Source organism: Streptomyces sp. KL109B, from assembly GCF_030766935.1.
Lineage (GTDB): Bacteria > Actinomycetota > Actinomycetes > Streptomycetales > Streptomycetaceae > Streptomyces.
Genome location: NZ_JASERL010000003.1, coordinates 1 through 23,423 on the forward strand (window position 1 = coordinate 1; position 23,423 = coordinate 23,423).

Below are 23,423 nucleotides of genomic sequence, written 5' to 3' on the forward strand. Positions count from 1 at the left end.
CCCCGCTTCGCTTTCCGGCCTTTCGGCTTTCCGGCGAGTCCGACTCTATCAGATCCTTTCGGGCCTGATTCCCAGTCAGGGGGGTTTGTCTTCGCGGCTGTTGGGCCGTTCCGACGAGTGAGACATTAGCGGATTCCTGGCCCCCGAGCGAATCGGGGTCCCGTCCTTTCGAACGTGGATTCCTCATTTCGCAAAAGCGCACGGAAACACAGACGACGACCGAACAGAAGTCAGTCGTCGTGCGTTTAAGAGGTCTTGCGGAATGGTTGTCCGGGGACCGACCGGAGTCGGCGCTCACGGCGGACAACTCGGAGAACACTACGGATGGGCCCGGGGCGTGTCAACTTCGCGCCCCGGGAGCGTAGGGCGGTCAGCTGTTGTTGCCGGAGGCCAGTTCGCGGCTGCGGTCGCGGGCGGCTTCGAGGGCGGCGATGAGGGCGGCTCGTACGCCGTGGCTCTCGAGTTCGCGGATCGCGTTGATGGTGGTGCCGGCGGGGGACGTGACGTTCTCGCGGAGCCGGACCGGGTGTTCGCCGCTGTCGCGGAGCATCGTCGCCGCGCCGATGGCGGACTGGACGATGAGGTCGTGGGCCTTGTCGCGCGGGAGGCCGAGGAGGATGCCCGCGTCGGTCATGGCTTCGACGAGGTAGAAGAAGTAGGCCGGGCCCGAGCCGGAGAGGGCCGTGCAGGCGTCCTGCTGGGATTCCGGGACGCGGAGGGTCTGGCCCACCGAGCCGAAGAGTTCCTCGGCGTGGGTGAGGTGGGCGGGCGTCGCGTGGGTGCCGGCGGAGATGACGGACATCGCTTCGTCGACGAGGGCCGGGGTGTTCGTCATGACGCGGACCACCGGGGTGCCCTCGGGGAGGCGTTCCTCGAAGAAGGTGGTGGGGATGCCGGCCGCGCCGCTGATGACCAGGCGGTCGGAGGGGACGTGCGGGGCCAGCTCCGCGAGCAGGGTGCCCATGTCCTGGGGCTTGACCGTGAGGATCAGGGTGTCGGCCTGCTTGGCGGCTTCCTGGTTGGTGACCGGGGTGACGCCGTAGCGGGTGCGGAGTTCCTCGGCGCGTTCGGGGCGGCGGGCCGTGACCATGAGGTCGCTCGGTGCCCAGCCGCCGCGGATCATTCCGCTGAGCAGGGCTTCGCCGATCTTGCCCGTGCCGAGTACGGCGACCTTGTGGCGGGGGTGCTGGCTCATGAGCGGGACCTTCCGTGTGCGTCGTCCGTCCGTCCCGGGCATCCTCGCATCGGGTGAGTCCGGGGTTCGTGGGGTGTCCGGTGGGCGGAACGGGACGGTGCGGCGCCGCGGGTCAGGCCGTACGGCGGCGCAGGGTCGCCGCGCCGAGGCCCAGGACCAGGACGGCGCAGCCGGCCACGATCACGACATCGCGGATGTAGGTGGCGGTGAGGTCGGTGTGCTTGAGGACCTCGTTCATGCCGTCGACGGCGTACGACATGGGGAGGACGTCGGAGATCGCCTCCAGGACGGGCTGCATGTTGGCGCGGGCGGTGAACAGGCCGCAGAGGAGGAGCTGGGGGAAGATCACCGCCGGCATGAACTGGACCGCCTGGAACTCCGATGCCGCGAACGCCGATACGAAGAGGCCGAGGGCCGTGCCGAGCAGGGCGTCGAGGAGGGCGACCAGGAGGAGGAGCCAGGCCGATCCGGTGACGTCGAGGTCGAGGACCCAGAGGGCGAGGCCCGTGGCGAGGAGCGACTGGACGATCGCGACCGTGCCGAAGGCCAGGGCGTAGCCGCCGATCAGGTCCGCCTTGCCGAGGGGCATGGACAGGAGGCGTTCCAGGGTGCCGCTCGTGCGTTCGCGGAGAGTGGCGATGGAGGTCACCAGGAACATCGTGATCAGCGGGAAGATGCCGAGGAGCGAGGCGCCGATGGAGTTGAAGGTGGCCTGGCTGCCGTCGAACACGTAGCGGAGCAGGAAGAGCATCACGCACGGGACGAGCAGCATCAGAGCGATCGAGCGCGGGTCGTGGCGGAGCTGGCGCAGGACGCGGAGCGCGGTGGCGGTGGTGCGGTACGTGTTCATGGCGGGTTCCCGGGGCGTCAGTGGGTGGTGGGGCGGGTGGCGGTGCGGGTGGTGTTGTTCGCGTTCGCCTCGTCGACGAGGCGGAGGAAGGCGTCTTCGACGGTGGCGGTGGCGGTGCGCTCGCGGAGGGCGTCGGGGCTGTCGTCGGCGAGGAGTTCGCCCTGGCGCATGAGGAGGAGGCGGTGACAGCGCTCGGCCTCGTCCATGACGTGCGAGGAGACGAGGATCGTGGTGCCGCGGTCGGCCGCGAGGTCGTCGAAGAGGTTCCAGAGGTCGCGGCGCAGGACCGGGTCGAGGCCGACCGTCGGTTCGTCGAGGACGAGGAGTTCGGGGGTGCCGAGGAGGGCGACGGCCAGGGAGACGCGGCTGAGCTGGCCGCCGGAGAGGTTTCCGGCGAGGGCGTCGGCGTGGGAGGTGAGGTCTACGTCGGTGAGGACGCGGTCGACCTCGGTCCGGCGGTGGGCGGCGGCGGACCTGCCGGGGAGGAGGACGGAGGCGAAGTAGTCGAGGTTCTGGCGGATGGACAGGTCGAGGTAGACGGAGGGGGCCTGGGTCACGTAGCCGACGCGGGAGCGGAGGGCGGGGTGGCCGGCCGGGTGGTCGAGGACCGTGAGGGCGCCGGTGACCTTGGCCTGGGTGCCGACGGTGGCGCGCATGAGGGTGGATTTTCCGCAGCCGGAGGGGCCGAGGAGGCCGGTGATCTGGCCGCGGGGGACGGTGAAGGTCAGGTTGTGCAGGACGGGGTGGGGGCCTCGGACGACGGTGAGGTCCTTGGCGTCCACGGCTGGGGGTACGGATTTATTCATCACGTGATGAATAATCCTCGGGTGGGAGTGGGGCGTCAAGGTGTGTGGGGCTGCGCCGGGGGGGGGTGGGCGGGGCTTTGCCGGTGGTTCTGTGCGCGCCGCACCGGGGGTTTCCGCGCTGTGCCGGGGGGGGCGGCGCCTGTAGTGATGGGTGCGCCGCACCGGGGGCCGCCTTGCCCACCCTGCCGCCCTAGGCGGCAGATTGCCCAAGGCGGTGGCGGTCGGCCGCAGCGGGTGGGGAGCCGGGGACTGTGGTGGGTGAACCGCCTCGGGGCGGGTGGGGGTGAATCGAGCCCCTCCGGCGATTGAGGAGCGGGGTTTGGGGCGGAGCCCCAAGGCCGGGAGGCGTGCGGGGCGGGCGGGACCTGTTTTCAGCCCCTGCGGCGATTGAGCAGCGGGGTTCGGGGCGGGGTCAGCTCTTGCGCTTCTTTTTGGATGGGTTGCCGGTGCGGCGGGACGTACGGCGTTCGTACTGGTCGCGGGCGGTCTCGTACTCCTGGCGGCGCAGCTTCTCGCCCGGTGCCTCGACCAGGCAGCGCAGCGCGTACGCCAGCAGCACGCCGACGAACCCGATCGCCATGAAGCCGCGCAGCGACGCCTGCTTCTCGGGGTCGTGGCGCTCGGTGAAACCGGTGCGGGTGCGGGCGAAGGCGAGCGCGCTGCAGACCGCGAACATCACCACGAGCAGCAGGTTCACGAGCGAACCGACGTCGGCGATCGCCAACCCCTCGTACGCGAAACGCAGTACGAAGCAGCCGGCGACGGCGAGGACGAGCGCGCCCACGCCGACCGCGGCTCGGCGCAGGCCGTAGTTGCCGCTGTGGTCGACCCAGGTCGTGCCGAAGAAGCGGATCTCCTCGGGCCGGGGGCCCGGTGCCGGGGCCGGGGCCGGGGAGGTGCTGGGGGTGCCGGTTTCGTCGCTCACACACCCGATTATCGCCAAACCGGGCCGCGGATCCCGCAGCCCGGTCCGGTTCGAGCGGCTCAAGCGCTCATGCACTCATGCACTCAGGCGCAGCGCGGCGCCACGTACCCGTCGCTGCCCGTCTTCACGTAGGCATCGGACACGTACTCACCGACGCCGACGTTGTCCCAGATCTTCGTCGTGCCGTACGGGCCCGCGATCGTCTCGCCCGGCCGCTGGCAGAAGATCGGCACCTTCGCGCCCAACGGCAGCGTGCGCACGACGCGGTAGCGGGTGCCGGGGCCGCTGCGGACGTTCACGTTGTAGCCCGGGGCCACCGGGTAGTACATGAGCGCGACCGCCTCTTCCGCGGTCGGGGCGGGCTGCTCGCCCTGCTGGGCCTGGTCCCCCTGCTGTCCCTGCTGTCCCTGCTGTCCTTCCACTGCCATTTCTCTGTGCCTCCCCCGTCGGACGGGCCTCGTTCAACGTTCATTGAGGGCCCGTTGAAACGTACGTGTTGAACTGTCGAACACGCAGGCTAGCAAGGCCCGTTCGTCTCGTACGAACCATCGACTAGGCTCCGTGCGTCGCGCCTGCACGGAGATCGCGACGTCATCCACGGGGGTGGACATGCCGTCACACAACAGCATCGGGACCGGAGCAGAAGCGGAACTCCCGGAGTACGCCGGGCACTACCGGCTCGAAGAGCGCCTGGGGTCCGGCGGCATGGGCGTCGTGCATCTGGCACGGTCGACGGCGGGGCTGCCGCTCGCGGTGAAGGTGGTGCACGCCGAGTTCGCGGAGGACCCCGAGTTCAGGGGGCGGTTCCGGCAGGAGGTGGCGGCAGCGCGGCGGGTCAGCGGGGCGTTCACGGCGCCGGTCGTCGACGCCGACCCGGAGGCCGAACTGCCGTGGATGGCTACGTTGTTCATCCCCGGCCCGACCCTCGCCGAGCACGTCAAGCGGAACGGGCCGCTGTGTCCCGCGCAGCTGCGGCACCTGACGGCCGGGCTCGCGGAGGCGCTGCGCGACATCCACCGTGCCGGCGTCGTGCACCGCGACCTCAAGCCAAGCAACGTACTCCTCGCCGAGGACAGCCCCAAGGTCATCGACTTCGGCATCTCGCGGCCGAAGGACAGCGAACTGCGCACGGAGACGGGCAAGTTGATCGGTACGCCGCCGTTCATGGCGCCCGAGCAGTTCCGCAGCCCGCGCGAAGTCGGCCCGGCCGCCGATGTGTTCGCGCTCGGTTCGCTGCTCGTGCACGCGGCGACGGGGCGCGGCCCGTTCGACTCGGACAGCCCCTATCTGGTGGCGTACCAGGTGGTGCACGACGAACCGGATGTGTCCGGCGTGCCCGAGGACCTGGCGCCGCTCGTCCTCGCCTGCCTGGCGAAGGAGCCGGAGGACCGGCCGACGCCGGACGAGTTGATGGCGCGGCTGCGGGTGATTTCGGCGCGGTACGACACGCAGGCGTTCATCCCGGCGCAGCGGGGGCCGGTCGGGTCGGGTGGCCGCGTCGGGCCGGTCGACCTCATCGAACCGGTCGAGCCGGTCGACCTCATCGAGCCGGTCGAGCCGATGCAGGCGGCCTCCGTCAACCCACCTGCCATCAACCCCCGCGCCGACAAGCCGAGTTCACCCACCTCACGGAAGCGCCCCCGCACCCCCCGCACCCTCCTCACCCTCGTCGGCGCCCTTGCCCTCAGCGGCGCGCTCGCGGTGCCGCTGCTCTGGGAGAGCGGCGACGGCACCGGCACCCGCACCGCCCCCGCCGGCTCCCCCGACACGTTCCACCCGTGGCAGCGCGAGCTCGGCTCCGGCGCCGCGCCCGCGTGCTCGTACGGGGCCGGGAGCCTGAACTGTGCCGCGCCCGGTGCGCTGGCCGTGTCGCTCGACCCGAGGGACGGGTCCGTGCGGTGGAAGCGGGAGGCGTCCGGTACGGCGGGGGACGTCGGCGTGGCTGCGCCGGTGGTGTCGGGTGGGCTGGTGCACGCGTTGACCCCGGACGGGTCCCGGCTCGTCGCCATGGCGCCCGATACGGGCAAGTCGCGGTGGTCGATGGATGTTTCGCGGTTCCACGGGCAGGTGCGCCAGGCGGCGGGCCGGGTGCTGCTCGCGGCGCCGGACGGCACGCTGAGCGCGGTCGACGGTGCGACCGGGAAGCAGCTGTGGCGCCGCCATGTCCTCGGGCGGCAGCCCACCCTCTCGTACGTCGGCGGGGAGCTCGCCTATGCGACGACGCCGTCGCCCGACAGGGCGAACACGCTGGTGAGCGCGGTGGATACGGAGACGGGCGCGCTTCGCTGGCGGCACGCATCGCCCGGCACCGCGGCCCCGGTCGGGGTGTCCGACGGCGTCGTCTGGTGCACGGAGCGCGATCCGTCGGGCGAGACCGTCGCGCTCGTCGGCCATCGGCTCACGGACGGGTCCGTGGCACGCCGCGTACCGCTGAAGCTGCCGCTGCCGGCGGCGACGGCGGCGCTGCACGGCGACACGGCGTATCTGCTCGCGGCGGGCGGCGCGCTGGTGGCGCAGGACCTGGTGTCCGGCAAGCAGTTGTGGCGCTCGGAGACCTCCGTGAGCCGGGGCTCGGCGCCCGCCGTCGACGCCGCTTCGGGGCGGGTGTACGTGACGGCGCCGGACGGGCGGCTGCTCGCCGTGGACCGGCGTACGGGCCGGCCGGTCGGCCAGAGCGGGCCCCGCCCGGAGGGCCGCGCCGACCGGGTGGTGGCCGAGATTCCGGCGCCGGTCGTGAACGGGGGCCGTGTATACGGAAGCGCGCCGGACGGCACCGTGTTCGGTGCCGCGACCGGCGCGCTCGAAGAAAGCCGCTAGCCCTTAGCCGGTAGCCGGTAGCCGCTAGCCCTCAACCATCAGCCATCAAGCCACCAGCCACCAGCCGTCAGGCGTCAGGCGTCAGGCGTCAGGCGTCAGGCGTCAGCCGAGCTTCGACACGTCGCGCACCGCGCCCTTGTCCGCGCTGGTCGCCATCGCGGCGTACGCGCGCAGGGCGGCCGAGACCTTGCGCTCGCGGGCCTTGGGAGCGTAGACGCCCCCGAGGGCCTCGCGGCGTGCGGCCAACTCCTCCTCGTCGACGAGGAGTTCGATGCCGCGGTTCGGGATGTCGATGCGCACGCGGTCGCCGTCCTGGACGAGCGCGATGGTGCCACCGGCGGCGGCCTCGGGCGAGGCGTGGCCGATGGACAGGCCCGACGTACCGCCGGAGAACCGGCCGTCCGTGACGAGCGCGCAGGCCTTGCCCAGGCCGCGGCCCTTCAGGTACGAGGTCGGGTAGAGCATCTCCTGCATGCCGGGGCCGCCCTTGGGGCCCTCGTAGCGGATGACGACGACGTCGCCCTCCTTGACCTGCTTGAGCAGGATCTTCTCCACCGCTTCTTCCTGCGACTCGCAGACGACGGCCGGGCCCTCGAAGGTCCAGATCGACTCGTCGACGCCCGCCGTCTTCACGACGCAGCCGTCCTCGGCGAGGTTGCCCTTCAGGACGGCGAGGCCGCCGTCCTTCGAGTACGCGTGCGCGACGTCGCGGATGCAGCCGTTCGCCGCGTCCGTGTCGAGGCTGTCCCAGCGCTCGGACTGCGAGAAGGCCTCGGCGGAGCGCTTGCAGCCGGGGGCCGCGTACCACAGCTCGCTCGCCTCGTCGGTGGCCGAGCCGCTGCGGATGTCCCAGGCGTCCAGCCACTCCTTCACGGAGGCGGAGTGCACCGTGTGCACGTCCTCGTTGAGCAGGCCGCCGCGGTACAGCTCGCCGAGGATCGCGGGGATGCCGCCGGCCCGGTGCACGTCCTCCATGTAGTACGTGGTGGTGGGCGCGGCGTTCGGGGCGACCTTGGCGAGGCACGGGACGCGGCGCGAGACCTCGTTGATGTGGTCGAGGTTGTAGTCGACCTCGGCCTCCTTGGCGGCGGCCAGGAGGTGCAGGATCGTGTTCGTGGATCCGCCCATCGCGATGTCGAGCGCCATGGCGTTCTCGAAGGCGGCGTGGGTCGCGACGTTGCGCGGCAGGACGCTCGCGTCGTCCTCGTCGTAGTACCGCTTGGCGATCTCGACGACCGTCGCGCCGGCCCGCTCGTACAGGGCCTTGCGGGCGGTGTGGGTGGCGAGCACCGAGCCGTTGCCCGGGAGGCTCAGGCCGATGGCCTCGGTCAGGCAGTTCATCGAGTTGGCGGTGAACATGCCGGAGCAGGAGCCGCAGGTCGGGCAGGCGTTCTCCTCGATGCGGAGCATGTCCTCGTCCGAGACCTTCTCGTTCACGGCCTCGGACATCGCGTCGACCAGGTCGAGCGAGCGGACCGTGCCGTCGACGAGGGTGGCCTTGCCCGCCTCCATCGGGCCGCCGGAGACGAAGATCGTCGGGATGTTGAGGCGGAGCGCCGCCATCAGCATGCCGGGCGTGATCTTGTCGCAGTTCGAGATGCAGATCAGCGCGTCCGCGCAGTGCGCCTCGACCATGTACTCGACCGAGTCCGCGATCAGGTCGCGGGACGGCAGGGAGTACAGCATGCCGCCGTGGCCCATCGCGATGCCGTCGTCGACGGCGATCGTGTTGAACTCGCGGGCGATGCCGCCGGCCTCCCGGATCGCCTCGCTGACGATCCGGCCGACGGGCGCCAGGTGCGTGTGACCGGGCACGAACTCGGTGAACGAGTTGGCGACCGCGACGATCGGCTTCCGGCCGATGTCCGCACCGGGTACACCGGAGGCACGCATAAGGGCGCGGGCGCCCGCCATGTTGCGGCCGTGGGTGACTGTGCGGGACCTCAGCTCGGGCATCGTCGCTCGCTCCTTCGCGTATCAAGACTGTCTGCCGAGACTACGCCGCACCACTGACATCCCGGCAGGGGCGTCCGCATACCGGGACACCCGTCTCACATGTGGCCCTGCTGAGGGCTCAGGGAGCGGTCAGGTGCAGCTGCACCACGGGCGCGATCCGCTCGATGACCCGCTCCACGTCCGTGGAGGCCAGCGGCTCCACCCGCATCACGTAACGGATCATCGCGACGCCCACGAGCTGCGCCGCGGCCAGCGTGACCCGCAGCTCGGCCTCGCCCTCCGGCAGGTCGACCCGCTCGGCGATCCGCGCGAGCATCCGGCTCGCGACGAGCCTGCGCAGGACGCCCGCGGCCACGTCGTTGTTCACGGCGGAGCGCAGGATGGCGAGCAGCGGGACGCGGGTCGCCGGGGACTCCCAGACGCCGAAGAAGAACCGGGTCATGCGCTCCCCGGCCTCCTCCAGCGGGCCCTCCTCCATGGCGTCGGGGACCTGCAACGCCGGGGCGAGCACCATCTCGACCGACGCGGCGAACACCTGCTCCTTGGTGCCGAAGTAGTGGTGCACAAGCGCCGAGTCCACCCCGGCGGCCTTGGCGATGCCGCGCACCGAAGCCTTGTCGTAGCCGCGGGCGGCGAACTCCTCGCGGGCGACGTCGAGGATGCGGGTGCGGGTGTCGCCGCTCTCCGTACGGGAGGGCCGGCCCCGGCGGCGTACCGGCTGCGCGGTCATGAACGCGGCACCTGCGCGGCCGACGCCAGGTGCAGTCGGGCGAAGGCGAGGGCCTCTGCCAGGTCCGCCTCGCGTTCGGCGCTGGACATGGCGCGCCGCGTATTGACCTCTACGACGATGTGGCCGTCGAAGCCGTTGGTGGCGAGGCGCTCCAGGAGTTCGGCGCAGGGCTGGGTGCCGCGGCCCGGCACCAGGTGCTCGTCCTTGCCGGATCCCGCGCCGTCGGCGAGGTGCACATGCCCGAGCCGGTCTCCCATCCGGTCGATCATCTGCATCGCGTCGGTTCTGGCGGTCGCGGTGTGGCTCAGGTCGACCGTGAAGTGCCGGTAGTCGTCCTTCGTCACGTCCCAGTCGGGGGCGTACGCGAGCATCTCGCGGTCCCGGTAGCGCCACGGGTACATGTTTTCGACGGCGAACCGCACATCGGTCTCGCCCGCCATCCGCCACACCCCGGTGACGAAATCGCGGGCGTACTGGCGCTGCCAGCGAAAGGGCGGGTGTACGACCACGGTCGACGCCCCCAGCTTCTCTGCGGCCGCGCGTGCGCGCTGGAGTTTCACCCACGGGTCCGTGGACCATACGCGCTGCGTGATCAGCAGACATGGAGCGTGTACGGCCAGGATCGGGATGCGGTGGTAGTCGGAGAGGCGGCGCAAAGCCTCTATGTCCTGGCTGACGGGGTCGGTCCAGACCATGACCTCGACACCGTCGTAGCCCAGGCGCGCGGCGATCTCGAAGGCCGTCGCCGTCGACTCCGGATACACGGAGGCCGTGGAGAGCGCGACCTTCGCATCCGGGATGCGCACCACTGGTTCTGCCACGGGGACAGGGTACGGCCCCCGTCCGCGCCCACGCCTCGGGGCTCTGCCCCGGACCCCGCTGCTCAATCGCCGCAGGGGCTTGATCTGGCTGCGCGCCCGGCCCCGGCCCGCCGCTCAAGCACCGCAAGGGCTTGATCGTGTCCCCGCAGGGGCCCGGATCAAGGCAGGTGGTCCAGGCGGCGGAGGATGACGCCCTCGCGGAGGGCCCAGGGGCAGATCTCCAGGGTTTCCACGCCGAAGAGGTCCATCGCGCCCTCCGCCACCAGGGCGCCGGCCAGGAGCTGTCCCGCGCGGCCCTCGGAGACGCCGGGGAGCTCGGAGCGCTCGTCCACGGTCATCGCGGCGAGCTGCGGCACCCAGTCCTCCAGGGACTTCCGCTTCAACTCACGTTGTACGTAGAGGCCTTCGGCCGTCCGTGCCGCCCCGGCCAGCCGTGCCAGCTGCTTGAACGTCTTGGACGTCGCCACCACGTGGTCCGGCGCCCCGAAGCGGCTGAACTCGCCCACCGTGCGCGCGATCTGCGCCCGCACGTGCCGCCGCAGCGCCTTCACGTCGTCCGGATCCGCCGGATCCCCTGGCAGCCACCCGGCGGTCAGCCGCCCGGCCCCCAGCGGCAGCGACACCGCCGCGTCGGGCTCCTCGTCGATGCCGTACGCGATCTCCAGCGAGCCGCCGCCGATGTCGAGCACCAGGAGTCGGCCCGCGGACCAGCCGAACCAGCGACGCGCGGCGAGGAACGTGAGCCGTGCCTCTTCCTCGCCGCTGAGCACCCGCAGTTCGACGCCTGTGGCGTCCTTCACGCGCGCGAGGACGTCGTCGGCGTTGCTGGCCTCGCGCACCGCCGAGGTCGCGAACGGCAGCAGGTCCTCGACGCCCTTGTCCTCCGCGGCCTCCAGGGCCTCTCTGACCGTCCCGATCAGCTGGTCGACGCCGTCGGGCCCGATCGCCCCGCGTTCGTCGATGAGTTGGGCGAGCCGCAGCTCCGTCTTGTGCGAGTGCGCGGGCAGCGGGCGGGCGCCCGGGTGCGCGTCCACCACCAGCAGGTGGACCGTATTCGAACCCACGTCGAGAACACCGAGTCTCATATAGGGAACGCTACTGCTCCGCGCGGCTTGCCCGTTCGGGAAGGTCCGACCGAACCCCTCAACGCCCTTACTCTGGAACGGTGCCAAAGACGAAAAAGGCCAAGGCCGACAAGAGCGACAAGAAGACGAAGTCGGCAAAGCAGGAGCTGAAGAAGCAGAAAGCACTCCAGAAGGCCGAGGAGGCCTCCCGTAAGCAGGACGAGAAGTCCATCGACTTCCCGCGCGCGTGGGTCGAGTTTCCTGATCCGGCGGACGACGAGCAGGTCTTCCGCTGTGACCTGACATGGCTGACCTCTCGTTGGACCTGCATCTTCGGCAGCGGCTGCCAGGGCATCCAGGCGGGCCGCGCCGACGACGGCTGCTGCACGCTCGGCGCCCACTTCTCCGACGAGGACGACGAGAAGCGGGTCGCGGGGTTCGTGGGGCGTCTCACGCCGGACATCTGGCAGAACCACGACGTGGGCGTCGAGACCGGCTGGGTGTCCGAGGACGAGGACGGGGAGCGCCAGACCCGCCCGTACAACGGCTCGTGCATCTTCCAGAACCGGCCGGGGTTCAAGGGCGGCGCGGGCTGCTCGCTGCACATCCTGGCGCTCAAGGAGGGCCGCGAGCCCCTGGAGACGAAGCCGGACGTCTGCTGGCAGCTCCCGGTGCGCCGTACGTACGAGTGGATCGAGCGGCCCGACGACACCAAGGTGCTCCAGGTCTCGATCGGCGAGTACGACCGCCGTGGCTGGGGTCCGGGCGGCCACGACCTGCACTGGTGGTGCACGTCGGCGACCTCGGCGCACGGCGCGGGCGACCCCGTGTACGTCTCGTACGGTCCCGAGCTGACCGAGCTGATGGGCAAGGCCGGCTACGACAAGCTGGTCGAGCTGTGCGAGGAGCGCCTCGCGGCAGCGCCCAAGGGGCTCCCGCTGATCGCCCCGCATCCGGCCGACCCGGCGTGACATCGGAGGGTCCGTGAGGGGCCCTTCAGGCGGCCCGTCAGGGGGTCTGTGACGGCGCACCCGTCGCGGACCCCCCGGTCCCGGACGGCGAGGGCGAGTCGGAGGGATCGGACGGCTGGGAACCGCCCGGGTCGCTCGGGCTCTCCGTCGGCGAGGGACTCTCGGGCGGGTCCGACGGGGCGGGCGAGGAGTCCGTCGGCGACGGCGTGGGGTCCGAGGGGGACGGCGTCGGGGTGGACGAGTGCGACGGCGTGGGGCGCGAGGTGCCGCCGCCACCGCCACCGCCACTACCGCCGCCGGGAGCCGAATTCCCGTAGCCCTCAAGCGAGATGATCGCTCCGGAGGGGTCGATTCCGACGTGCGCGGTCCAATGCCCGTGCGGCTCCCGGTACTCATCTACGTAGACGCGGATCGTGAGCGACTCACCAGGGCGCAACGTTCCGGAGGCCTGGCTCAGGTACAGCCAGGAGGCGTCCGTGGAGGCGGTCCAGTCCACGGGCGAGCGCCCCGAAGCGGTCAGCGTGATGAGCGTCGTGCCCCCGCTGGGCTGCGCCTCCACGGTGATGCGGCCGGGGCCGCGGCCCGCGTGCGAGGGCGGCGATGTGACCTCTACGGAGACGTCCGGCGAGCGGCTGCCCGCGGTGAAGCCCGGGTCGGGGCTCGTGCGCGCGTTCCCCGCGTTCTCGTACGCGTCTGAGGTGCGCTCGCCGTCGAGGCTGTCGGCGCCGCCCTCCTCGCTGGCCGTCACGGAGCGGCCGTCGGCGGCCTCACCGGTCAGCGGCGCGCCCCGGTAGGCAGCCCACAGGGCGAGCACCGGGGCGGCGACCACGGTGGCGACCACGGTCGTCGTCACGGCACGCGCGCGTAGCCGGTCGCGGCGGGCGGCGCGGTCCTTGGGGTCCATCGGGTAGCCGCGCCGGTCGAAGCGCGGGGCGCCGGGGTGCCGGCCGTGCATCGCGAAGTGCAGGGCCGGCCGGGGGGCCGTCACGAGGGGCAGCGCGGCGGGCGTCACCGAGGTGCCGGGCCAGGCGCGGGGGGCGGCGCGCTCGGCGGTGCGGCGGCAGCGCGGGCAGTCGTCCACGTGCCGGACCAGTTCGCGGCGCAGGGCGGCCGAGAGGAGCACCTGGTTGTCCCCGGTGAGGCGGGCGACGCTGGGGCAGGTGCCGGTCTCGACGACGGCGAGGGCGGCGCGGGTGCGCTCGACCTCGCAGGCCGCGGCCGACAGCAGCTCGCGGGTGGCGGTGGGGTCGGTACCGAGGACGGCGGCGACCTCGCGCGGGGACAGCTGGTGGCGCACGGCCAGCTCCAGGGCCTCGCGCTGCTCGGGGGTGGTGCCCGCGGCCTCCGGCCAGGCGAGCTGGGCCAGTTGGCGCCTGCGCTCCTCCTGGAGGAGGGCGTCCTGCGCCTGCCCTTCCCGGCCGCCCTCCTGGCGGTCGCTGGCGCGCCGCCGGTTGGCCTCCGCGAGGCGGCGCAGGCAGGACCAGCGGGCCAGCGCGTAGAGCCAGGCCCTGCGCTCGGCCGGGGAGTCGCCCGACGGGGTGCGGGAGCCGCGCCGCTCGGCGAGCGCGAGGGCGTCGCCGAGCGCGGCGGTCGCGTCGTCGTGGTCGCAGAGCACGGAGAGGCAGTAGGTGAACAGGCCGTCCAGACAGGACTCGTAGCGGGCGGGCGGACGCTGCGGGGCGGTGCGCGGCCCTTGCCGCCTCGCCCCGGGGCGGTGCGCCCGGTGTGCGCCGGTGGTCTGTGTGGGAGTTTCCGGCCTGCTGCTCATCACCGTGCGACCGTAGGGCCAGCGCGCGGGGCCTTCCTCCCCCTTGAGCACATTTAATCCTTACGGGTGAAACGATCCCTCAAAAGGGGACAGGAACCGCTCATTCCGTGGCCAGCACGGCTACGCGGGGCGATCGCCGCACCCGTCCGACGCCGTCGTTGTCAGTGCTGCCCGCTACGGTTTCGTTCATGGCTGCGCGTACCAAATCCAAGGACCGTCCGTCCTACCGCTGCACCGAATGCGGCTGGCAGACGGCCAAGTGGCTGGGCCGCTGCCCCGAGTGCCAGGCGTGGGGGACGATCGACGAGTACGGCGCGCCCGCCGTGCGCACCACGGCGCCGGGCCGTGTCACGACGTCGGCGGTGCCCATCGGCCAGGTCGACGGCAGGCAGGCGACGGCCCGCTCCACCGGCGTGCCCGAGCTCGACCGGGTCCTCGGGGGCGGCCTGGTGCCCGGCGCGGTGGTGCTGCTCGCGGGCGAGCCCGGCGTCGGCAAGTCCACGCTGCTGCTCGACGTGGCGGCCAAGTCGGCGAGCGACGAGCACAAGACCCTCTACGTGACGGGCGAGGAGTCGGCCTCCCAGGTCCGCCTGCGCGCCGACCGGATCCACGCGATCGACGACCACCTGTACCTGGCGGCAGAGACCGATCTGGCCTCCGTCCTCGGCCACTTGGACGCGGTGAAGCCCTCGCTGCTGATCCTGGACTCCGTACAGACCGTCGCGTCCGGGGAGATCGAGGGCGCGCCCGGCGGCATGGCCCAGGTCCGCGAGGTGGCCGGGGCGCTCATCCGCGCCTCCAAGGAGCGCGGCATGTCCACGCTTCTGGTCGGCCACGTCACCAAGGAGGGCGCCATCGCGGGCCCGCGCCTGTTGGAGCACCTGGTGGACGTCGTCCTGAACTTCGAGGGCGACCGGCACGCGCGCCTGCGTCTCGTACGAGGCGTCAAGAACCGCTACGGGACGACGGACGAGGTCGGCTGCTTCGAGCTGCACGACGAGGGCATCACGGGCCTGGCCGACCCCAGCGGCCTGTTCCTGACCCGGCGGGACGAGCCGGTGCCCGGCACCTGCCTGACCGTCACCCTGGAGGGCCGCCGCCCGCTGGTCGCCGAGGTCCAGGCGCTCACGGTCGACTCGCAGATCCCCTCCCCGCGCCGTACGACGTCCGGCCTGGAGACCTCCCGCGTCTCCATGATGCTGGCCGTGCTCGAACAGCGCGGGCGGATCAGCGCGTTGGGCAAAAGGGACATCTATTCGGCGACGGTGGGCGGAGTGAAGCTCTCCGAGCCGGCCGCCGACCTGGCCGTGGCGCTCGCCCTGGCCTCCGCCGCGAGCGACACCCCGCTCCCCAAGAACCTGGTGGCGATCGGAGAAGTGGGCCTTGCGGGCGAGGTCAGACGGGTCACGGGCGTGCAGCGCAGGCTCGCCGAGGCGAGCCGGCTCGGGTTCACGCACGCCCTGGTCCCGGCCGACCCCGGAAAGGTGCCACCCGGTATGAAGGTCCTGGAAGTCGCCGATATAGGGGACGCGCTGCGGGTGCTGCCGAGAGGCCGTCGCCGAGAGGCCCCACAGGAGCCGGAGCAGCGCCGGTAGACTTTGCCCTGGTCTCGCCCGTGCGTACGAACGTAACGGGGGTGGTCGACGAGCCCCAGGGCACCCCAAAGTCTGCGATCCGGAGGAGTGCAGTGGCAGCCAACGACCGGGCGGCAACTCCCGGCAAGTCCGGCGGAAGCTCCGGCGCGGACAGTCTGATGCGCGCCGCGCTCAGTGCCGTCGCGCCCGGAACGGGCCTGCGCGACGGCCTGGAGCGCATCCTCCGCGGCAACACCGGAGGGCTCATCGTCCTCGGCTCCGACAAGACGGTCGAGTCGATGTGCACCGGCGGCTTCATCCTCGACGTCGAGTTCACGGCCACGCGCCTGCGCGAGCTGTGCAAGCTCGACGGTGGCATCGTGGTCTCCTCGAACCTCGACAAGATCCTGCGGGCCGGCGTCCAGTTGGTGCCGGACCCGACGATCCCCACGGAGGAGACCGGCACCCGGCACCGCACGGCGGACCGGGTCTCCAAGCAGGTCGGCTACCCCGTCGTCTCGGTCTCCCAGTCGATGCGCCTGATCGCCCTCTACGTAGACGGGCAGCGCCGCGTCCTGGAGGACTCGGCCGCGATCCTGTCCCGCGCCAACCAGGCGCTGGCCACCCTGGAGCGCTACAAACTCCGGCTCGACGAGGTGGCGGGCACGCTCTCCGCCCTGGAGATCGAGGACCTGGTCACGGTCCGGGACGTCACGGCGGTCGCGCAGCGCCTGGAGATGGTGCGCCGCATCGCCACGGAAATCGCCGAGTACGTCGTCGAGTTGGGCACGGACGGGCGTCTTCTGGCGCTGCAGCTCGACGAGTTGATCGCGGGCGTCGAGCCGGAGCGCGAGCTGGTCGCGCGGGACTACGTCCCCGAGCCCACCGCCAAGCGCTCCCGCACGGTCGCCGAGGCCCTCACCGAGCTCGACTCCCTCAGCCACGCGGAGCTCCTCGAACTGCCGATAGTGGCACGGGCCTTGGGCTACACCGGCTCCCCGGAGGCGCTGGACTCCGCGGTCTCGCCGCGCGGCTTCCGCCTCCTCGCCAAGGTGCCGCGCCTGCCCGGCGCCATCATCGACCGCCTCGTCGAACACTTCGGCGGCCTGCAGAAGCTCCTGGCCGCGAGCGTGGACGACCTCCAGACGGTCGACGGCGTCGGCGAGGCGCGTGCGCGCAGCGTGCGGGAGGGCCTGTCGAGGTTGGCGGAGTCGTCGATCCTGGAGCGTTACGTATAACGTCACCCGGCGCGCGGCCTCGGGGCTCTGCCCCGGCTCCCGCTGGCTCTCGTTCGAAAAGCGGGCTTGATTTTGCTCAGTCTTCCTTGAGGACGAACGAAGCTTGCGCCTCGGGGAGTTGCGCCGCCTTCACCTCGACCAGATACGTCCCCGGCCCCGCGGTCCCCGCCGGCGGCGTCGCACACCGCGCCGCGCTCGGCCTCAGGTCCCACGTGAAGTCACGCTGCACCGTGCCCCCTGCCGGGGCCCGCAGCACCATGCTCCCCGCCCCGGCGGGACAGTCGTCGGACGACCAGAACGGCTTGTCCTCCTCCGCCTTGGTGATCGTGACCACGGCGGTCTTCGGCCCGAGATCGACCTTGCAGGACTTGTCCGTCGAGTTCTTGGCGACGAGTTGAAGCTTCGGCTTGTCCCCGGGCGCGTACGAATTGTGGACGCTGCGCACCTTCAGGGACACGCTGCCCGCCGTGCAGTCCGGAAGGCTGGAGCCGGCCGGCACCTGATCCCCGGACGACGTACCGCCGCTGCCGCCCCCGGAGTCGCCGGAGTCGCCGCCCGCGGCGTCGTCCGAACCACCGGACCCGGCACCGGAATCCGAGCCACCGCCGGACCCCGTCCCGCCGCCGCCCGAACCTGACCCACCGCCAGATCCGCCCGACTCGTCGCGCCCGCCGGGGTGTTCGCTGATCGCGGGCCCCGTTCCGGACGGTCCGGGCGTGATGGACGCGGTCGGGTGGTCGCCGCCCGAGCCGCCGGCGCCATTCTTCCCGCCCCCGCCGCCCAAGTTGACGATCCATACGATCAGCAGCGCGAGCAGCGCCACGATGGACAGCAGAACAACCCTCCGTCGCCAATAGATGGAGGAGGGAAGCGGCCCGATCGGATTGCGCAGAGATCCCACGGCTCAAACCTTACGAGAGATCGGGCCGTTGTCCGGTGCCACCCGCCGCCTCGCACCCCAAGTTTTCCGGATCATCATCACGCGCGCATGGTTCGCACCGTCACGCGCGCGTGGTTCGACGGTCGCCGGATGTGGCCCGACGGGACGGAATCAGGGTCATGCATACTGTCCGTCACCATGGGAACCATCGACTCCGACCTGTATCGCGGCATCCTCGACTTCGCCCACGACACTCCTTCGTGGGTCCAGCACCTCATGGAGGTGTGGACGGAAGTCGGGCTGCTGCTGTTCGCCGTGCTCTTCGTCGTCGCCTGGTGGCGGGCGCGGCACGGCGACCCGAAGGCCCTCGCCGTCGCCGTGCTCGCTCCGCTGGGCACCGCGGTGGCGTATGTGATCAGTGAGTTGGTCAAGTCCGGGATCGACGAGGACCGTCCCTGCCGGGCCGTCTCCGGAGCGATGGCCCCGCTGATCGACTGCCCCGCCTACGGCGACTGGTCCTTCCCCAGCAACCACGCCACCATCGCCGCAGCGGCCGCCGTGGGCCTCGCCCTCGCCTGGCCGAAGATCGGCTGGCTGACCGTGCCGATGGCGATCCTCATGGCGTTCTCGCGCGTCTTCGTAGGCGTGCACTACCCGCACGACGTCGCCGTGGGCCTGCTGCTCGGCACCGCCGTCGCCCTGCTCGTCGTACGCCTGTGCGCGCGGCCGGGGGCGCGGGTGGCCGAGGCGATGCGCGGATCGGGGAACGGTCTGGTGCACTGGTTCGCCGGTCCTGGGCCCGCGGGGGCCGGTTACGGGGCGGCGCGCGAGGGCCGTTCGCGGCGCGGCTCGCACCGGCGCTGACGCCCCGCGGGTGACAGCTCCGGTGGCGCCCACCCGGAGCCCGCATGATCACGTGGCAGGATCGGAGGTGCCATGACTGCGCTCACGAAGACCCCCGAGAACGCCGATCTTCCAGCCGACCTCCACTCACCGGTCATCGACTGGTTCACCGAGCACGCCCGCGACCTGCCCTGGCGCCGCCCCGACGCCGGTCCGTGGGGCGTGATGGTCAGCGAGTTCATGCTCCAGCAGACGCCCGTGAACCGGGTGCTCCCGGTGTACGAGCAGTGGCTCGCGCGCTGGCCGCGCCCCGCCGACCTCGCCGAGGAGGCGCCCGGTGAGGCCGTCCGCGCCTGGGGCAGGCTCGGCTATCCGCGCCGCGCCCTGCGCCTGCACGGCGCCGCCGTCGCCATAACGGAGCGGCACGGCGGCGACGTACCGGCGCGGCACGCGCAGCTCCTCGCGCTGCCCGGTATCGGCGAGTACACGGCGGCCGCCGTCGCCTCGTTCGCGTACGGGCAGCGGCACGCGGTGCTCGACACGAACGTGCGGCGGGTGTTCGCCCGCGCCGTCGGCGGCGTGCAGTACCCGCCGAACGCCACGACCGCCGCCGAGCGGAAGCTGGCCCGCGCGCTGCTGCCCGAGGAGGACGACACCGCCGCGAAGTGGGCCGCCGCCTCCATGGAGTTGGGCGCCCTGGTGTGCACGGCCAAGAACGAGGAGTGCCACCGCTGCCCGATCGCCGCGATGTGTACGTGGCGTCTCGCGGGCAAGCCCGCGCACGAGGGCCCGCCGCGGCGCGGGCAGACGTACGCGGGCACCGACCGCCAGGTGCGCGGCAAGCTGCTCGCGGTGCTGCGGGAGGCCGTCGCGCCGGTGCCGCAGGCCGTACTCGACCGGGTGTGGGACGAGCCGGTGCAGCGGGCCAGGGCCTTGGACGGGCTGGTCGACGACGGTTTGGTGGAGCCGCTCGCGGGCGGCTTGTACCGGCTGCCGTCGGGCCGTCCGTAGGGTGGCCCGTAGGCCGCCCGCAGGCCGTCCTTAGGCCGCCCTTACATCCGTTACACAATCGACGGGTAGTCGTGCGGTCGCCGCTGGCCGGTACGGACAGCGCCGTGACAACTCCTCCGTAACTTCTTCCTCGTAACCGCACAGGATCTGTGCGGGCCACGGGGATGAGCGGGATTCGGGAGGCAGTTGATCATGGCGCACGGCGGTGAGGTGCTCGAGTTCGAGGAGTACGTGCGGACGCGACAGGACGCCCTGTTGCGCAGCGCCCGGCGTCTGGTTCCCGACCCGGTCGACGCCCAGGACCTGCTGCAGACCGCGCTCGTGCGGACGTACGGCCGGTGGGACGGCATAGCGGACAAGCGGCTTGCCGACGCCTATCTGCGCCGCGTCATGATCAATACGCGGACGGAGTGGTGGCGGGCGCGCAAGCTGGAGGAAGTGCCCACCGAGCAGCTTCCGGAGTCCTCGGTCGACGACTCGACGGAGCAGCACGCGGACCGCGCCCTGCTGATGGACGTCATGAAGGTGCTGGCTCCGAAGCAGCGCAGCGTCGTCGTGCTGCGACACTGGGAGCAGATGTCCACAGAGGAGACGGCCGCCGCCCTCGGAATGTCGGCCGGAACCGTGAAGAGCACGCTGCACCGGGCCCTCGCCCGGCTCCGTGAGGAGCTGGAGAAGCGGGAGAGCGAGGACCTGGTGGCCCGCGCGCTCGAACGTGAGGAGCGGGAGCGTTGCGCGGCCTAGGGATAGGTGCCGCCGGGATTCGTACGTCCCTGACACGGGGGCGTGCGTTCCTGTTGCGGGGGGCGAAGGCGGGGGGTGCGGCGATCGCCGCGCTCGCCGCCCTCGGGCTTTTCGCCGGAGTTCTCGCGGCGTGCTCGACGGGAGGCACCGGCCCCCGCGACGAGGGCCCGGCCCGCACGGACCCGGTCGGATCGACGGCGGCCGCGGACGGCGCGAGCCCCTCGCCCTCCGCCTCGCCGAGCCCCCCGTCCTCCTCCGAGGCGGTCCGGATCGTGAAGAAGGATCCGAAGGTCAGCGCCGACATCAAGCGCGACCTCAAGCCGTGCGTGGAGGACGAGTACCCGGTCGACGTGAGCTACGGAACGCTGACCGGCAGCTCCCGCAGCGACGTCGTGGTCAACGTGATGACCTGCGGAGACGCGGTCTCCATCGGCACGTACGTGTATCGCGACGTGGGCGGCACGTACAAGAATGTGTTCCGGGACGAGGAGCCCCCGGTGTACGGGGAGATCGACCGGGGTGATCTCGTGGTCACCAAGCAGGTGTACGAGAAGGGCGACTCGGTCGCCTCGCCCTCGGGCGAGGAGGTCCTCACGTACCGGTGGAACGGGGACCACTTCGCCCAGGAGAGCCGCACGCACAACGACTACAGCAAAGCGGTGGACGGGGAGAGCCCCGCGCCTTCGGACGACGACGGCTGAACAACGACGGCTGAACGACGACGGTTGAACAGTGTGACCAAGGCCCGCGTGAGAAGGCTTACGTGATGAAGGCCTACACGGTGGAGGAGAGAACGGATGGCTGTCATGGGCGGTGAGCGCAAGGGCGAGCCGACGCACGTCCTGTTCGTCGAGGACGACGACGTCATCCGCGAGGCCACCCAGCTCGCCCTGGAGCGCGACGGTTTCGTGGTGACCGCGATGCCGGACGGGCTCAAGGGCCTGGAGGCGTTCCGGTCGAACCGGCCGGACATCGCGCTGCTCGACGTGATGGTGCCGGGGCTCGACGGGGTCTCCCTGTGCCGGCGCATCCGCGACGACTCGACGGTCCCGGTGATCATGCTCTCCGCGCGCGCGGACTCCATCGACGTCGTGCTCGGCCTGGAGGCCGGGGCGGACGACTACGTGACGAAGCCCTTCGACGGGGCGGTGCTCGTGGCCCGGATCCGCGCCGTCCTGCGCCGCTTCGGGCACGCGGGCATCGCGGCGGCGGCCGCCTCCGGCGCGGCCGATGAGGCGCCCGCGCCCGAGCACGGCGCGCTGCGCTTCGGCGACCTGGAGATCGACACGGACGGCATGGAGGTCAGGAAGGCCGGGCAGCCGGTGGCCCTGACGCCCACCGAGATGCGCCTGCTGCTCGAATTCTCCTCGGCGCCCGGCACCGTACTCTCCCGCGACAAGCTCCTTGAGCGGGTCTGGGACTACGGCTGGGGCGGCGACACCCGCGTCGTCGACGTCCATGTGCAGCGGCTGCGTACGAAGATCGGCCAGGACCGGATCGAGACGGTCCGCGGCTTCGGCTACAAGCTCAAGGCCTGAGCGGCGGATGGAACAGCGCATATGAGCCGGGGGACTACGGAGACCACGGGGGCGACGCGGACCACGAAGGCCGCGGGGGCCGCTCTCTCGACGGCCGACGTCCCCGCGCCGCGCGCCACCGCCGCCGCCCGGCGATCGCCCGGCGCCCGGAGGACGGCCCGCTCCTGGCTCCCCTACGGCCTGCGCAGCGGCGTGCGCTGGAAGATCAGTGTCGCCATCGCCTGCGTGGGCGCGCTCGTCGCCGTGGCACTCAGCCTCGTCGTGCACAACGCGGCCCGCGTCTCGATGCTGGACAGCGCGCGGGACGTGCAGGACGAGCGGATCCAGTTCGTGCAGCGGCAGTACGAGGCGCGCGGCGGCAATCTCCCGGTCGGCTTCAAGGTGGACGATCCGGCGCTCCCGCAGGACCTGCGCGCGAAGGCGCGCGAGGGCCGCCGTGTCACCTACGTGTCGGAGTCGCCCAGCGGCGTACCGGACATCTGGGCCGCGGTGCCGCTCAGCAGCGGCGAGATCCTCTCGGTGCACACCCGGTTCGCCGACCGCAGCAGCGCCGTGATGAAGGACCTCGACAAGGCGCTGCTCATCGGCTCGATCTCCGTCGTGCTCGGCGGCAGCGCGCTCGGCGTCCTCATCGGCGGCCAGCTCTCCCGCCGCCTTCGCAAGGCGGCGAGCGCCGCCCGCGATGTCGCCGCGGGCCAGAGCGACGTCCGCGTACGCCGCGCTATCGGCGGTGTCGTACGGGACGAGACGGACGATCTGGCGCAGGCCGTCGACGCGATGGCGGATGCCCTGAAGCAGCGCCTGGAGGCCGAGCGCCGGGTCACCGCCGACATCGCGCACGAGCTGCGCACCCCGGTCACCGGCCTGCTCACCGCCGCCGAACTGCTGCCGCCGGGCCGCCCCAGCGAACTCGTCAAGGACCGTGCGCAGGCGATGCGTACGCTCGTCGAGGACGTGCTGGAAGTGGCCCGGCTCGACAGCGCCGCCGAGCGGGCGGAGCTGCAGGACATCATGCTGGGCGAGTTCGTGGAGCGCCGGGTGGCGGCCCGCGCCGCCGACGGGGTCACCGTGCGAGTGATACACGAGTCCGAGGTGACGACGGACCCGCGCCGCCTGGAGCGCATCCTCTTCAACCTGCTGGCGAACGCCGCGAAGCACGCGAGCCCGCCCATCGAGGTCAGCGTCGAGGGGCGGGTGCTTCGGGTGCGGGACCATGGGCCCGGTTTCCCGGAGGAGTTGCTGGAGGAGGGGCCGAGCCGGTTCCGCACTGGCGCCGCCGACCGTGCGGGGCACGGGCACGGTCTGGGGCTGACGATCGCGGCGGGCCAGGCGCGGGTGCTCGGCGCCCGGCTCACGTTCCGCAACATCCGGCCGCAGAACGCGGAGCACGATGCCCCCTCCGAGGGGGCCGTGGCGGTGCTGTGGCTGCCGGAGCACGCTCCGACGAACACGGGGAGCTTTCCGATGGTGCGGTTGCCTGGCGGCGGCGACCGGTGAGTTCCCCGCTCACCCGGGGCCACGCCACGGGGCTCCGCCCCGGACCCCGCGCCTCAATCGCCGGCGGGGCTTGATTTACCCGGCCCCACGCCTCCACCACCGCAAGGGCTTGATTTACCCGGCCCCACGCCTCCACCACCGCAAGGGCTTGATTTACCCGGCCCCACGCCTCCACCACCGCAAGGGCTCGATTCA

General features: G+C 71.8%; 21 protein-coding genes. 10 read left to right on the top strand and 11 right to left on the bottom strand.

Annotation, left to right across the window (positions count from 1 at the left end):
• Positions 1-370: 370 nt before the first annotated feature.
• From proC to RBJ65_RS11335, 5 genes are all read right to left on the bottom strand, one after another.
• A complete protein-coding gene (gene proC / locus RBJ65_RS11315; protein ID WP_306318639.1) occupies positions 371-1,195 on the bottom strand; it encodes a pyrroline-5-carboxylate reductase in 825 nt (274 codons plus the stop codon).
• Positions 1,196-1,307: 112 nt separating this feature from the next.
• Positions 1,308-2,045: an ABC transporter permease gene (locus RBJ65_RS11320; RefSeq protein WP_306318638.1), complete on the bottom strand. Its 738-nt coding sequence runs from the start codon at positions 2,043-2,045 to the stop codon at positions 1,308-1,310.
• Between the two features lie 17 nt (positions 2,046-2,062).
• Complete coding sequence (locus RBJ65_RS11325) at positions 2,063-2,851, bottom strand: ABC transporter ATP-binding protein (RefSeq protein ID WP_306318637.1); 789 nt, start codon at positions 2,849-2,851, stop codon at positions 2,063-2,065.
• A gap of 412 nt (positions 2,852-3,263) precedes the next feature.
• Positions 3,264-3,776 carry an EamA/RhaT family transporter gene (locus tag RBJ65_RS11330; RefSeq protein WP_306318636.1) on the bottom strand — a complete coding sequence of 171 codons (513 nt, stop codon included), beginning with the start codon at positions 3,774-3,776 and terminating at the stop codon, positions 3,264-3,266.
• 83 nt (positions 3,777-3,859) lie between these two features.
• Positions 3,860-4,204, bottom strand: coding sequence for an SH3 domain-containing protein (locus tag RBJ65_RS11335; RefSeq protein ID WP_372341250.1), 345 nt, complete (start codon positions 4,202-4,204; stop codon positions 3,860-3,862).
• Positions 4,205-4,385: 181 nt separating this feature from the next.
• Between RBJ65_RS11335 and RBJ65_RS11340 the strand changes: the two genes are divergently transcribed.
• On the top strand, positions 4,386-6,593 hold the full coding sequence (locus tag RBJ65_RS11340) for a serine/threonine-protein kinase (RefSeq protein WP_306318635.1): 2,208 nt from the start codon (positions 4,386-4,388) through the stop codon (positions 6,591-6,593).
• A gap of 102 nt (positions 6,594-6,695) precedes the next feature.
• On the opposite strand, the gene ilvD is transcribed toward RBJ65_RS11340, so the two are convergent.
• The 4 genes from ilvD to RBJ65_RS11360 form a co-directional block, all read right to left on the bottom strand.
• Positions 6,696-8,549, bottom strand: a complete 1,854-nt coding sequence (gene ilvD / locus RBJ65_RS11345; RefSeq protein WP_306318634.1) for a dihydroxy-acid dehydratase — start codon at positions 8,547-8,549, stop codon at positions 6,696-6,698.
• A 118-nt stretch (positions 8,550-8,667) separates the two neighbouring features.
• On the bottom strand, positions 8,668-9,279 hold the full coding sequence (locus RBJ65_RS11350; protein ID WP_306318633.1) for a TetR family transcriptional regulator: 612 nt from the start codon (positions 9,277-9,279) through the stop codon (positions 8,668-8,670).
• On the bottom strand, positions 9,276-10,100 hold the full coding sequence (locus tag RBJ65_RS11355; RefSeq protein WP_306318632.1) for a sugar phosphate isomerase/epimerase: 825 nt from the start codon (positions 10,098-10,100) through the stop codon (positions 9,276-9,278). Before RBJ65_RS11355 ends, RBJ65_RS11350 begins: the two co-directional genes overlap by 4 nt.
• Before the next feature lie 158 nt (positions 10,101-10,258).
• On the bottom strand, positions 10,259-11,185 hold the full coding sequence (locus RBJ65_RS11360; protein WP_306318631.1) for a Ppx/GppA phosphatase family protein: 927 nt from the start codon (positions 11,183-11,185) through the stop codon (positions 10,259-10,261).
• 80 nt (positions 11,186-11,265) lie between these two features.
• On the opposite strand from RBJ65_RS11360, the gene RBJ65_RS11365 reads away from it, so the two are divergent.
• Positions 11,266-12,135 carry a hypothetical protein gene (locus RBJ65_RS11365; protein WP_306318630.1) on the top strand — a complete coding sequence of 290 codons (870 nt, stop codon included), beginning with the start codon at positions 11,266-11,268 and terminating at the stop codon, positions 12,133-12,135.
• A 37-nt stretch (positions 12,136-12,172) separates the two neighbouring features.
• Here the strand turns inward: RBJ65_RS11365 and RBJ65_RS11370 are convergent, their stop codons facing one another.
• Positions 12,173-13,906 (bottom strand): hypothetical protein, encoded by a 1,734-nt coding sequence (locus RBJ65_RS11370; RefSeq protein WP_306318629.1) that lies wholly within the window; start codon positions 13,904-13,906, stop codon positions 12,173-12,175.
• A 185-nt stretch (positions 13,907-14,091) separates the two neighbouring features.
• On the opposite strand from RBJ65_RS11370, the gene radA reads away from it, so the two are divergent.
• Together radA and disA are read left to right on the top strand one after the other, a co-directional pair.
• On the top strand, positions 14,092-15,498 hold the full coding sequence (gene radA / locus RBJ65_RS11375) for a DNA repair protein RadA (protein WP_306318628.1): 1,407 nt from the start codon (positions 14,092-14,094) through the stop codon (positions 15,496-15,498).
• A 92-nt stretch (positions 15,499-15,590) separates the two neighbouring features.
• Positions 15,591-16,715, top strand: coding sequence for a DNA integrity scanning diadenylate cyclase DisA (gene disA / locus RBJ65_RS11380; RefSeq protein WP_306318627.1), 1,125 nt, complete (start codon positions 15,591-15,593; stop codon positions 16,713-16,715).
• Positions 16,716-16,791: 76 nt separating this feature from the next.
• Here the strand turns inward: disA and RBJ65_RS11385 are convergent, their stop codons facing one another.
• Positions 16,792-17,616: a hypothetical protein gene (locus RBJ65_RS11385; protein ID WP_306318626.1), complete on the bottom strand. Its 825-nt coding sequence runs from the start codon at positions 17,614-17,616 to the stop codon at positions 16,792-16,794.
• 177 nt (positions 17,617-17,793) lie between these two features.
• Here RBJ65_RS11385 and RBJ65_RS11390 point away from each other — a divergent pair, with 177 nt between their 5' ends.
• From RBJ65_RS11390 to cseC, 6 genes are all read left to right on the top strand, one after another.
• Positions 17,794-18,459, top strand: coding sequence for a phosphatase PAP2 family protein (locus RBJ65_RS11390; protein WP_306318625.1), 666 nt, complete (start codon positions 17,794-17,796; stop codon positions 18,457-18,459).
• A gap of 72 nt (positions 18,460-18,531) precedes the next feature.
• Complete coding sequence (locus tag RBJ65_RS11395) at positions 18,532-19,449, top strand: A/G-specific adenine glycosylase (RefSeq protein ID WP_306318624.1); 918 nt, start codon at positions 18,532-18,534, stop codon at positions 19,447-19,449.
• Positions 19,450-19,641: 192 nt separating this feature from the next.
• Positions 19,642-20,193 carry a SigE family RNA polymerase sigma factor gene (locus tag RBJ65_RS11400; RefSeq protein WP_306318623.1) on the top strand — a complete coding sequence of 184 codons (552 nt, stop codon included), beginning with the start codon at positions 19,642-19,644 and terminating at the stop codon, positions 20,191-20,193.
• Positions 20,181-20,894 carry a hypothetical protein gene (locus RBJ65_RS11405; RefSeq protein ID WP_372341249.1) on the top strand — a complete coding sequence of 238 codons (714 nt, stop codon included), beginning with the start codon at positions 20,181-20,183 and terminating at the stop codon, positions 20,892-20,894. Before RBJ65_RS11400 ends, RBJ65_RS11405 begins: the two co-directional genes overlap by 13 nt.
• Positions 20,895-20,999: 105 nt before the next feature.
• Positions 21,000-21,731, top strand: coding sequence for a two-component system response regulator CseB (cseB, locus tag RBJ65_RS11410; RefSeq protein ID WP_306318651.1), 732 nt, complete (start codon positions 21,000-21,002; stop codon positions 21,729-21,731).
• A 21-nt stretch (positions 21,732-21,752) separates the two neighbouring features.
• Positions 21,753-23,228 carry a two-component system sensor histidine kinase CseC gene (gene cseC / locus RBJ65_RS11415; RefSeq protein ID WP_306318622.1) on the top strand — a complete coding sequence of 492 codons (1,476 nt, stop codon included), beginning with the start codon at positions 21,753-21,755 and terminating at the stop codon, positions 23,226-23,228.
• The last annotated feature ends 195 nt before the right edge of the window (positions 23,229-23,423 follow it).

Coding starts and splice junctions, on each gene's coding strand:
- proC (WP_306318639.1), bottom strand. CDS start 1,195: ATGAGCCAGCACCCCCGCCACAAGGTCGCCGTACTCGGCACGGGCAAG.
- RBJ65_RS11320 (WP_306318638.1), bottom strand. CDS start 2,045: ATGAACACGTACCGCACCACCGCCACCGCGCTCCGCGTCCTGCGCCAG.
- RBJ65_RS11325 (WP_306318637.1), bottom strand. CDS start 2,851: ATGAATAAATCCGTACCCCCAGCCGTGGACGCCAAGGACCTCACCGTC.
- RBJ65_RS11335 (WP_372341250.1), bottom strand. CDS start 4,204: ATGGCAGTGGAAGGACAGCAGGGACAGCAGGGACAGCAGGGGGACCAG.
- RBJ65_RS11340 (WP_306318635.1), top strand. CDS start 4,386: ATGCCGTCACACAACAGCATCGGGACCGGAGCAGAAGCGGAACTCCCG.
- ilvD (WP_306318634.1), bottom strand. CDS start 8,549: ATGCCCGAGCTGAGGTCCCGCACAGTCACCCACGGCCGCAACATGGCG.
- RBJ65_RS11350 (WP_306318633.1), bottom strand. CDS start 9,279: ATGACCGCGCAGCCGGTACGCCGCCGGGGCCGGCCCTCCCGTACGGAG.
- RBJ65_RS11360 (WP_306318631.1), bottom strand. CDS start 11,185: ATGAGACTCGGTGTTCTCGACGTGGGTTCGAATACGGTCCACCTGCTG.
- radA (WP_306318628.1), top strand. CDS start 14,092: ATGGCTGCGCGTACCAAATCCAAGGACCGTCCGTCCTACCGCTGCACC.
- RBJ65_RS11390 (WP_306318625.1), top strand. CDS start 17,794: ATGGGAACCATCGACTCCGACCTGTATCGCGGCATCCTCGACTTCGCC.
- RBJ65_RS11395 (WP_306318624.1), top strand. CDS start 18,532: ATGACTGCGCTCACGAAGACCCCCGAGAACGCCGATCTTCCAGCCGAC.
- RBJ65_RS11400 (WP_306318623.1), top strand. CDS start 19,642: ATGGCGCACGGCGGTGAGGTGCTCGAGTTCGAGGAGTACGTGCGGACG.
- cseB (WP_306318651.1), top strand. CDS start 21,000: ATGGGCGGTGAGCGCAAGGGCGAGCCGACGCACGTCCTGTTCGTCGAG.
- cseC (WP_306318622.1), top strand. CDS start 21,753: ATGAGCCGGGGGACTACGGAGACCACGGGGGCGACGCGGACCACGAAG.